General features: G+C 65.1%; 14 protein-coding genes. 5 read left to right on the top strand and 9 right to left on the bottom strand.

Annotated elements, in window-relative coordinates:
- Nucleotides 1-22 precede the first annotated feature (22 nt).
- The 4 genes from SB4_RS09370 to SB4_RS09380 form a co-directional block, all read right to left on the bottom strand.
- Nucleotides 23-973: an alpha/beta hydrolase gene (locus tag SB4_RS09370; RefSeq protein ID WP_241488564.1), complete on the bottom strand. Its 951-nt coding sequence runs from the start codon at nt 971-973 to the stop codon at nt 23-25.
- A 171-nt stretch (nt 974-1,144) separates the two neighbouring features.
- Entirely contained in the window at nt 1,145-1,291 is a 147-nt protein-coding gene (locus SB4_RS19970) for a hypothetical protein (RefSeq protein WP_167348934.1), read from the bottom strand.
- Entirely contained in the window at nt 1,291-2,343 is a 1,053-nt protein-coding gene (locus SB4_RS09375) for a 1,9-bis(guanidino)-5-aza-nonane synthase (protein WP_058752370.1), read from the bottom strand. The genes SB4_RS19970 and SB4_RS09375 overlap by 1 nt, the downstream gene beginning before the upstream one ends.
- A gap of 183 nt (nt 2,344-2,526) precedes the next feature.
- Nucleotides 2,527-3,762: a type III PLP-dependent enzyme gene (locus SB4_RS09380; protein WP_082670087.1), complete on the bottom strand. Its 1,236-nt coding sequence runs from the start codon at nt 3,760-3,762 to the stop codon at nt 2,527-2,529.
- Between the two features lie 195 nt (nt 3,763-3,957).
- Here SB4_RS09380 and SB4_RS09385 point away from each other — a divergent pair, with 195 nt between their 5' ends.
- Nucleotides 3,958-4,866 (top strand): threonine ammonia-lyase, encoded by a 909-nt coding sequence (locus SB4_RS09385; RefSeq protein ID WP_241488565.1) that lies wholly within the window; start codon nt 3,958-3,960, stop codon nt 4,864-4,866.
- The gene (locus tag SB4_RS19975; RefSeq protein WP_193753778.1) at nt 4,866-5,030 is read left to right on the top strand and encodes a hypothetical protein; all 165 of its coding nucleotides are present in this window, start codon (nt 4,866-4,868) and stop codon (nt 5,028-5,030) included. Before SB4_RS09385 ends, SB4_RS19975 begins: the two co-directional genes overlap by 1 nt.
- Nucleotides 5,031-5,199: 169 nt before the next feature.
- Here SB4_RS19975 and SB4_RS09390 read toward each other — a convergent pair whose 3' ends face one another.
- Nucleotides 5,200-5,943 (bottom strand): glutaredoxin family protein, encoded by a 744-nt coding sequence (locus tag SB4_RS09390; protein ID WP_058752372.1) that lies wholly within the window; start codon nt 5,941-5,943, stop codon nt 5,200-5,202.
- A gap of 61 nt (nt 5,944-6,004) precedes the next feature.
- Between SB4_RS09390 and SB4_RS09395 the strand changes: the two genes are divergently transcribed.
- On the top strand, nt 6,005-6,427 hold the full coding sequence (locus tag SB4_RS09395) for a MerR family DNA-binding protein (RefSeq protein ID WP_058752373.1): 423 nt from the start codon (nt 6,005-6,007) through the stop codon (nt 6,425-6,427).
- A gap of 6 nt (nt 6,428-6,433) precedes the next feature.
- On the opposite strand, the gene SB4_RS19980 is transcribed toward SB4_RS09395, so the two are convergent.
- The 4 genes from SB4_RS19980 to SB4_RS09410 all read right to left on the bottom strand — a co-directional run bounded on the left by SB4_RS19980 (nt 6,434) and on the right by SB4_RS09410 (nt 8,531).
- On the bottom strand, nt 6,434-6,592 hold the full coding sequence (locus tag SB4_RS19980; protein ID WP_193753779.1) for a hypothetical protein: 159 nt from the start codon (nt 6,590-6,592) through the stop codon (nt 6,434-6,436).
- A gap of 72 nt (nt 6,593-6,664) precedes the next feature.
- Nucleotides 6,665-7,291 carry a protein-L-isoaspartate(D-aspartate) O-methyltransferase gene (locus tag SB4_RS09400; RefSeq protein ID WP_193753780.1) on the bottom strand — a complete coding sequence of 209 codons (627 nt, stop codon included), beginning with the start codon at nt 7,289-7,291 and terminating at the stop codon, nt 6,665-6,667.
- A 141-nt stretch (nt 7,292-7,432) separates the two neighbouring features.
- Nucleotides 7,433-8,170 (bottom strand): tetratricopeptide repeat protein, encoded by a 738-nt coding sequence (locus SB4_RS09405; RefSeq protein WP_058752374.1) that lies wholly within the window; start codon nt 8,168-8,170, stop codon nt 7,433-7,435.
- A gap of 163 nt (nt 8,171-8,333) precedes the next feature.
- Nucleotides 8,334-8,531 (bottom strand): hypothetical protein, encoded by a 198-nt coding sequence (locus tag SB4_RS09410; protein WP_058752375.1) that lies wholly within the window; start codon nt 8,529-8,531, stop codon nt 8,334-8,336.
- Nucleotides 8,532-8,680: 149 nt separating this feature from the next.
- On the opposite strand from SB4_RS09410, the gene SB4_RS19545 reads away from it, so the two are divergent.
- Together SB4_RS19545 and SB4_RS09415 are read left to right on the top strand one after the other, a co-directional pair.
- A complete protein-coding gene (locus tag SB4_RS19545; RefSeq protein ID WP_153006155.1) occupies nt 8,681-8,878 on the top strand; it encodes a hypothetical protein in 198 nt (65 codons plus the stop codon).
- Nucleotides 8,879-9,081: 203 nt separating this feature from the next.
- Nucleotides 9,082-9,309: a hypothetical protein gene (locus tag SB4_RS09415; RefSeq protein WP_058752376.1), complete on the top strand. Its 228-nt coding sequence runs from the start codon at nt 9,082-9,084 to the stop codon at nt 9,307-9,309.
- The last annotated feature ends 6 nt before the right edge of the window (nt 9,310-9,315 follow it).

The raw sequence follows: 9,315 nt of genomic DNA on the forward strand, positions 1-9,315 counted from the left end.
CCCCGTACCGGGGAGGATCGGGTCACCCCTTCAACGTCTGAGCGATCCACCGATCGAACAGGTCCGGCCACAGCCGCTCAGGCGAGCCTTCCGGGGCGCTCATCGCGCCGAAGCCATGGCCGCCGCGCTCGAAGAAATGCGCCTCGACCGGCACCTTGGCGGCGCGCGCCTGAGTTAGCACGTCGATCGACTGGTCGAGCGGGACCAGCCCATCATCGACCGCATGGACCAGGAAGAGCGGCGGCGTGCTCGCATTGATACGACGCGGATTGTCATAGCGCGCCTTGACCGCCGGATCGGGATTGGGACCCAGCAGATTGTCGCGTGACCCCGGATGCGTGCTCGGCGTCGACAGGCTGGCGACCGGATAGACCAGGCCGGAGAAACGCGGGCGCGCCGATTGCCGGTCGGCGGCGTCGACCGGGGCATAGACCTTGTCGTCATACCCCACGGTCAGCGACGCGGCGAGGTGCCCACCGGCCGAGAAGCCGACGATGCCGAGATTTGCCGGGTCGATGCCGTATCGGCCCGCATGGGCGCGGATCAGCCGCATCGCTCGCTGTGCATCCTGCAGCGGCACATCGGCCTGATGGTCCCAGCCTTCCGATGGCAGGCGATAGGACAGGGCAAAGACCGTGATGCCATGCGGGTTCAGCGTCTTGGCGACATCGATCCCCTCATTCTGGATCGACACGAAGCCATAGCCGCCCCCCGGAATGGTCAACACAGCGCGGCCATCGGGGCGTTCGGGGCGGAAGACCGCGACGATCGGATTGGCGGTGCCGCGCAGCCACAATTCCTGCCGCCCGGCCGGGCCGTTCATCGACGGATTGGGCGTGGGCAGCGTCGCGCGCGCACCGGGCGGGCGGCCGGGCCAGAGCGGGAAATGCTCGGCGGGGGGCCAGGGCGTCATGGCCGGTGCGGCGGGAGCGGCCTGGGCTCCCACACGGGCCGCCAGCGGCACGGTGGCCATGGCCCCGATCAAAGAGCGTCGGTCGATCACTGGCATCCCCTCATCCTCCACGCCTGATAGCGCTATACGGGCGTCAGGGTGCCGGGGCCGCGCGCGTCGATCAAGTGAAAAGGCCGTACAAGAAAAAGGGGCGGAAAGCTTTCGCCTCCGCCCCCCTGTCTCAATCTTATCTCAATGACCGTATTTCTTGATCCCACGCCGACGCAGCTTTTCGCGCTTGCGCCGACGGCTATACGGGATTGCGAACGCCAACCCGGTAACCAGAACGATGCCGATGATCACATAGGCCAGCTGATCGCGTTCAAGAAATTCCAGCATTAGTCGAAAATCGCTCCCCAACGACGCTTCACGCGCTCACGCCAGTGGCCGCGATGATAAGCGTCCGAGGCGAGGAGCGGCATGACCGAACCCGCTTCCGCGAACACCATCTGCTCGAGCGCGGTATCGACCTTGCCCCAGCTCGCCGCTTCCTTAAGCGTCGAGGAGGAACAGGCACCGTCACGAACATCGGCCACCGTGATCTGCACCGCGTACTTGTGCATTTCCACGTCGTCATGGCCCAGGATTTCGGCACAGACAACCGTGTCCTGGATGAAATTCTTCGGCACGCCGCCGCCGATCATCAGAAGACCGGTGGTGCCCGCCTTGATCTTGATGTCGGTCAGTTCGCGGAAGTCGGCAATGGCGTCGAGCACCATGTAAGGCTTGCCTTCCTTAGCACGCTCGACCTGATGCTTCACCAGACCGAAGCCAGCCGACGAATCGACAAAGGCTGGGCAGAAGATCGGCACGTCATGCTCATAGGCGAGCTTGACGAGGCTGTTTTCCTTTTTGCCGTGCTCGACCAGATACTTGCCCATCTCGCGGATGAAGGCGCGGCTCGAATAGGGCTTCGGCTCCAGCGAGTCGGCGATCTTGCCGATCGTGTGGTCGCAATCCTGCAGCTGCTCTTCGTCGATATAGGTGTCGTAGATGCGGTCGATATACAGCGAACGCAACGTGTTATCGTCCGGGATTACCAGCGCCTGATAATGCTTGTGACCCAGGCCCTCGAAGAAATCCATGTCGACGATCGACGCGCCGGTGGCGACGATGCCGTCGATCATGTTCGAGCGCAGCAGCTCGGCATACAGGTCCATGCAGCCGCCCGCCGAGGTCGAGCCCGCGATCACCAGGAAGATCGAGCAGTCCTTGTCGGCCAGCATCTGGTTGTAGATGCCGGTCGCGCGCGCCAGGTCGCGGCTGGTGAAGCTCATCTTGCCCATCGAATCGATGATCGGGCGGGCGTCGAACGAGGTAATGTCGATATGCTCGACCACGCTCGAGAGGAGCTCGGCCTTACGGGTGTCGTTGATCTGCGTGTCGGTCATGATGGTTCCATCATCATCGAGAAGCCGTCGTCGTTATTGGGGACGCGGTAACCCGGCTGGCCCGGTCCTGCGCGGCGGCAGGGCGGGTATGGGAAGGGGCCTTATCGCGGTCGAAACCGCAATGCCACCCCATTCCCCTCCCGCCGAAGCGGGAGGGTTATAGAGATTGCTAGTCGGACTGGGTTACAGCTTGACGACGTTCGCCGGACGGGCCTGTTCGACCTCGTCGCGGTATACCGAGAACATCGGCTCGTCGTCGGTCACGACGAACTCGTGACAGGTGAAGCCGTTAAACTGGGTGCGCATGGCCTGGCCGTACGCGCCCAGCATCCCGATCTCGAAATAATCGCCGGTGTTCGTGTCCGCGGGCAGCGGGAACGGACCCTGCATGAAGTCGAGATCGTCGCAGGTCGGGCCCCAGAAGCTGAAGTCCATGTCGCGCGCGTCGGAAGCCGGCTCGCGCAGCAGCTGGACCGGATATTTCCACCCGATATGCGCCGCATCGAACAGCGCGCCGTACGCGCCGTCATTGATGTACAGCTCGTTGCCACGACGACGCTCGACGCGTACCACGACGGACGAATATTCCGCACACAGCGCCCGGCCCGGCTCGGCCCAGAGTTCGGCCGAATAGGACACCGGCAGGCTCTCGAACGCGCGGTGGATCGTCTCGAAGAAACGCTCCAGCGGCGGCGGAGTCATGCCCGGATAGGCCGAGGGGAAACCGCCGCCGACATCGATCACGTCGACGGTCACCGCCGCGCCGACGATCACCGCCCGCACCCGCTCCATCGCTGCCGAATAGGCGTCGGGGGTCATGGTCTGGCTGCCGACATGGAAGCAGATGCCCAGCGCATCGGCGACCTGGCGGGTCGCGATCAGCAGCTCCTTCGACTCTTCCACACTGACGCCGAACTTCGACCCCAGGCTGAGCTTGGCATATTCCGACGACACGCGGATGCGGACGCACAGGGTCAGGTCGGTCGCGCCGCCCGTGGCGCGGACGATCTTCTCCAGCTCTTCCATGCTGTCGAGCGAATAGGTGCGAACGCCGTGCATGAAATAGGCCTCGGCAATCGCCTCTTCCGACTTCACCGGATGCATGAAGCAGCAGACGGCCTGCGGGGCGACCGACTTCACCAGACGAACTTCCGCGATCGAGGCGGTGTCGAAATGGGTGATGCCATTGTCCCACAGGATCTGGATCAGATCCGCAGACGGATTCGCCTTCACCGCATACATCGGCCGGCCCGGAAACTTCTCGACGAAGAATCGGGCGGCGCGCGCAGCGGCGTGCGGGCGAAGCAGCGTGACCGGATCAGCCGGACGACGCTTGGCGATGTCGATGCCGCGCTCCAGGTTGGAGGGGACGGCGGTCGAGTGGGCAGCTAGCCCCAGCGCGCGATGATTCTGGTGCAACTCAAGGGACCTCCAATTGCCTGACGGCATACGGTGACAAAAAGCTGCCTTGCGGTTGGAAGTCCCATGGGGCAGCGGAGGCGCGAAATAGGGTCCGCTTTTTGGAATGTAAAGCGGTAGAGAGGGCGTCGGAGATAAAAAGTGACAATCTTAAGACAGCCTACCAAAGCGGGGGTCCGCGACGCCGCCGAAAAGATCGCCAGAATCCTGCCGCCATCGCCGATATTTCCGTTGAATATCAATGGGAAGACGGTGATCTTCAAAGCCGAGAATTTGCAGCCGATCGGCGCGTTCAAATTGCGCGGCGCGTGGCACCGATTAACCGCGTTGGACGCGGATTCGCGGGCCAGGGGCGTGGTCGCTTTCTCGTCGGGCAACCATGCGCAGGGAATCGCCTGGGCGGCGCGGCGGCTGGGAATCGCGGCGACCATCGTCATGCCCGCCGACGCACCCGTATCGAAGCGCGAGGGTACGCTCGCGCTGGGGGCGGAGATTGTCGATTATGATCGCGCAACCGAAAGCCGCGAGAAGATCGCCCGCCGACTCGCCGAGGCGCGCGGGGCGACGCTCGTGCCCAGCTTCGACGATCCCTGGGTAATCGAGGGGCAGGGCTCGGCGGGGATCGAGGCGGCGGCGCAGATGGCGGCGCTGGGCATGGCGGCGCCGGGGCATGTCGTCACGCCCTGTGGCGGCGGTGGGCTCGCGGCGGGTCTGACCCTGGCACTGCCCGAGGCGAAGGTCACCGTGGTCGAGCCAGAGGGGTGGGACGATATGCGCCGCTCGCTGGAGGCGGGGTGGATCGAGCCGGTGGGCGACAACCCGCCGCCGACCGCCTGTGATTCGCTCCAGACGCCGCGCGTCTCGCCCCTGACCTTCGAGGTGCTGGCCCGGCGCGGCGCGGAGGGTGTCGCAGTCACCGAAGCCGAGGTCGCGACCGCGCAGCGTTTCGCCGCCGACAAATTGCGCCTGGTGGTCGAGCCGGGCGGCGCGGTCGCGCTCGCCGCGCTGCTGGCGGGCAAGGTCGCGGCGGAGGAGGGGATGCTGGTCCTGCTGTCCGGCGGCAATGTCGACCGTGCCGCCTATGCGCGTGTGCTGGCGGGCTGATGGAGGGGCTTGCCCAAGCCGCGCCGGGGATCGCGATGCTCGCGGCCTTCGCCTGTGTCGCGGGCGGGATTCTGACGATCCGGCGTGGAGATCGGCGGAAGGGCGTGCTGATGCTGGTGATGGCGGTGGTGTTGGTCGGTAATGTGCTGATCTGGACGCTGTAGCGATTTCAGTCCTGTGGTGCCAAAGACAGCATAGCCAGGCGCTGGGGAAGCATTGCAAACCCTTTCCATCGAGTCGCTGAACGCCGGTTCTCCATGGCATGGCCCGCAAACAACTGCGGATCGCACGCATCTGAATGACGGGCTTGCCCCGTTGCCGGAACGTGATGGGTCAAGCCATGCCCACCACCATCCACACCGCCATGCCGATCATCATGAGATTCTCAGTCAACGACAGGAAGCCCAGCGGCACGTTGCTCGTGCCGCCGACACAGGCGCATTTCAGTTCGCGCCGGTCGATATAGACGGCCTTGACCACCGACACCGCACCGATGCCCCCGATGAACAACGCGATCGGGGCCGAGGCCCAGGTTGCGACCCCCGCGATCATCAGCACGCCCGCCAGCGCTTCCGCAAAGGGATAGACATAGGAATAGGGGACCCAGCGTTTCGCCAGCAGGTCGTAGTTCAGGAACATCGTCGCGAAGCTTTCGACGTTCTGGAGCTTCAGCAGCGCAAGCACCGCCATGCTGAAACCGATAAACCACTCGGCCGCGCGGGAGGTGAAGGGGGTGGCATAGACCGCCTGCGACACGGCCAGCGCCATCAGAGCGGTCATCGCGAAGAGCGCGGCGACCGGACGATAGCTCGTCGCCTTGGGATCGGCGACGCGAAGCCCGAAGAAGCGGCGCAGATCGTCGTAACCGCCCACCCGTTCGCCCCCGACAAAGACCTGGGGCGTGGTCTTCACGCCATGTTCGGCCTTGAAGGCGTCGACCTCCTCGCGGGTGCGCAACCAGCAATCCTCGACCGCATAGCCCTTTCGGCGGAGCAGGTCCTTTGCCTTCAGGCCATAGGGGCAGGTGTGGGTCGGCATGACCATGCGGTACAGGGTGGCGGTGCGGGGCGTGGACATGTGTCTTCTCCGGCTGGAACCGACCCTATATGGCATCCGTACCATGGTACGGAGTCAAGACATGGCCGACGACACAGCCCGCTGGACCATCGCCGGGTTGGCGCGCGAGGGCGGGGTGGGGGTGGAGACGATCCGCTATTACCAGCGGCGGGGGCTGCTGGACACGCCCGACCGGCCGGAGGGACCGGGCAGGGCAGGAGGCATCCGGCGCTATGGCGAGGCGGATGCACGCCGGTTGCGCTTCATTCGCTCGGGCCAGGCGGCGGGCTTTACGCTGGAGCAGATCGGTGAGTTGCTGGCGCTCGACGCGACCGACGACCGCGCGCGGGTGCGCGAACTGGCGGAGCAGCGGATTGCCGCGCTCGATGCGCAGATCGCGACCTTGCAAGCCGCGCGTGCTTCGCTGAGCCGGCTGGCGGCCGAATGCGGGGGCGGGGCGGCGGGACCCTGTCCGATCCTGTTGTCGTTCGACACGCCCGCCTGATCGGCCCTATCGCGACCGCCGGGCCTTGACCGCCATGGGTTTGGGCAGTTCCTTGACGAACACCGGATAGACCACGGCGGCACCGTAGCAGAGCGGGACCGACCGATCGATCAGCCCGGCCGCGCGCGCCGACCGCTCGCCACGGCCGGTCAAGGGTACGAACATCGCCAACCCCAGCGAACAACGGTCATAATGTTTCGCGTCCGTTCGGGTGACGACCAGCAACTGCTCGCTGGCCTAGGTCGCGCCCACGGGCATCACCAGCCGTCCGCCGATCTTCAACTGGTCGAGCAGCGGCTGTGGCACGGTGTCGCTGCCCGCCGCGACGACGATCGCGTCGAACGGCTCGGCATCGGGGGCACCCGCATAGCCGTCGCCCGCGCGCACCGTGACGTTGCGATAGCCCAGCGTTGCCAGCCGCTCGGTCGCCTGCGCAGCCAGGGCGGGGACGATCTCGATCGAGGTCACGCGGCTTGCGATCCGGGCGAGGACCGCCGCCTGATAGCCCGAGCCGGTCCCGACATCCAGGACGTTGCCGCCTACCGGCACATGCGCGCTGGCGGTCATCAGCGCGACGATATAGGGGTCGGAAATGGTCTGGTCGTGCCCGATCGGCAGCGACAGCTCGGCCGCATAAGCATAATGGCGATATTCGGGCGGCACGAACTGCTCGCGTGGGACCGCCGCGACGGCCGACAGGGCCTTTTCCAGCTCGGCATCGTCGGCCGAGGGCGCAGCCTCGCGCACGTCGTGCCGGATCGTCGCCACCAGCGCGGCGCGCTCGCGCTCCGGGCTTTTGCCTGCGGCCATGCCCGACACCGCCGCCAGCAGCATCGCTCCGGTGCCCCACGTTGCGCGCCGCATGCGCCGCATGCGCCGCCTGTCCCTGTCGTTCCTCATCGTGCCCGCGCCCATGCGGCGGAACGTGCGGCCGCGCCAGCGTCGCGGCTGATTATGGCGAAAATGTCATGCTCGCATGACGCATGGTGGGGAGGGAGAATGGACTCAGGTGGTGGTCTTGCCACTCTTCGCCTTGGCGCGCTGTTCGGCGATGTAGGCCAGTTCGTTCTTCGCCTTGGCATCGTTGGGGTCAAGGACCAGCGCCTGGCGATAGCGCGCCTCCGCCTCGTCCCATTTCTGCATCTCGATCAGCGCATAACCCTGGCAGCGCAGCGCCGCGCCCTCCTGGAACACCCGGATCTGCGGGTCGGCGATCTTGGCGGCTGCGGCGGAGCGGGTACAGATGTCCAACATGCGCGGCCAGTCTTTTTCCAGGCGGATCAACTGGCCATATTCGGTCTGATATTGCGCATACATCGGTGCCAGTGTCAGCAGCCGCTCATAGATCGCCTTGGCTTCCGCCACCCGGCCCAGATCGACCAGCGCATAGCCCTTCATATAGAGCGCGGTGCAATAGCCGGGCGCGATCACGACGGCGGACACCTTGTCCTGAGCTGCGGTCGCCAGATAGAGCAGCGTCTCCTGCGGCGACATGCCGCAATAGATCCGCCGCGCTTCATGGGCCAGATCGGCGTCATAGGCGGCGATCACCGGGGCCAGCCGGTCGACCACGGCTTGGGGCTGATGCGCGCGCAACAGCCGGGCGGCCGCTTCCAGCTCCGGCGTCATCCGCTCGTCCAGCGAGGGGGGCTTGGCGGCTGTGCCCGGAGGTGAGGCCGAAGGCGGGGAGGGCGCCACCTGAACGCCCAGCGCCAGTGCTGCCACGATATGGACGATGCCCATCAATTCCTCCCCCTAGATCCCTCCCGCCGGGGCCGGAGTGGGGTGACGATAGCCGGTCCGGCTGCACCCGCAAGGGGGCGGTTGTCCTGACGACGGTGAGCGATCAGGAGTGGTAGAAACCGCCCGCTTGCGGACATAGCGAACGAACGCTGCTATGCTCCTCTCATGATCGCTCGAAGCGCTCATGCACGAAGTCTGTGTAGAGAAGGGCTGGTGCGGCTCGGTAGTTGATGGCCAGCCACTGCATGTCACCGACTTCCTGCCCGAGAGCGGAGAAGTCACAGCCGATCAATTTGCCCGTTGGCTTTTCGCAGCCGATGGAGTCGATCCCGACGATGAACGCGCAAAGTGGCAGAGTCATTTGGACGATCTACACTAGGCGTTCGTGCGTCACATGGGGGGCGAAGCCACTGACGTTGAGCAGCTAAGGTGGAATGGCGACTGACGCCCATTTCCAGTCGTAGCGATCTACCAGTATGAAGGCGTTGTAGCGGGACAGGAGTCTTGAGTATGACAGTGTTAAGCGCAATCGGCTTAGCCGTTATTGTCGCGCTGCTGCTGGCCGATTTCCTGTTCTATCGCTTGATGATCCGCGCACTTGTCAGGCTGATTGATCGCTTACCACCTTTTCGACTCGGCGGGCGCTATCGCTCTCAGTCGACGCCTGAAAAGTATGCCTCGTTTCGCAAACCATGGAACGGCAGCTAACCACCCAATCCTGGCCGTTTTCCATATACCTTCCATTCCAAACGACAGCGCGGCTACGTGCGAAGCTTTCATATATTCCGCAACCACCCGCCGCAGGCCGGGAAAGGCCCTGTCGACCCACCGTCCCCTTGCCGCGCCGCCCCCCGCTCCTCTAGCGTAGCCGCTCCGGCGCCTGGGGGATGCGTCGCCATGGGGAAGCCATCATGTCGTCGGGTAAGCAGACCGTCAGCCCATCGCCGTCTGGCCCTTGGGCGTATTTTGCCAGCGCGCGCGGGGTCATACCGGCGATCCTGCTGCTCGCGTTCGCGCTTCGTCTCGGAGTGATGCTGGCTTTCCCGATCAGCCCGCGCACGGACTCGCTCTGGTATCTGGAGCGGGGGCGGGAGATCGCGGTGGGGATGGGGTATCAGCTGTCCTTTATAAACATCTGACGCTGC

Origin of the sequence: Sphingomonas sanguinis, assembly GCF_001476905.1 — a bacterium.
Classification (GTDB): domain Bacteria; phylum Pseudomonadota; class Alphaproteobacteria; order Sphingomonadales; family Sphingomonadaceae; genus Sphingomonas; species Sphingomonas sanguinis_B.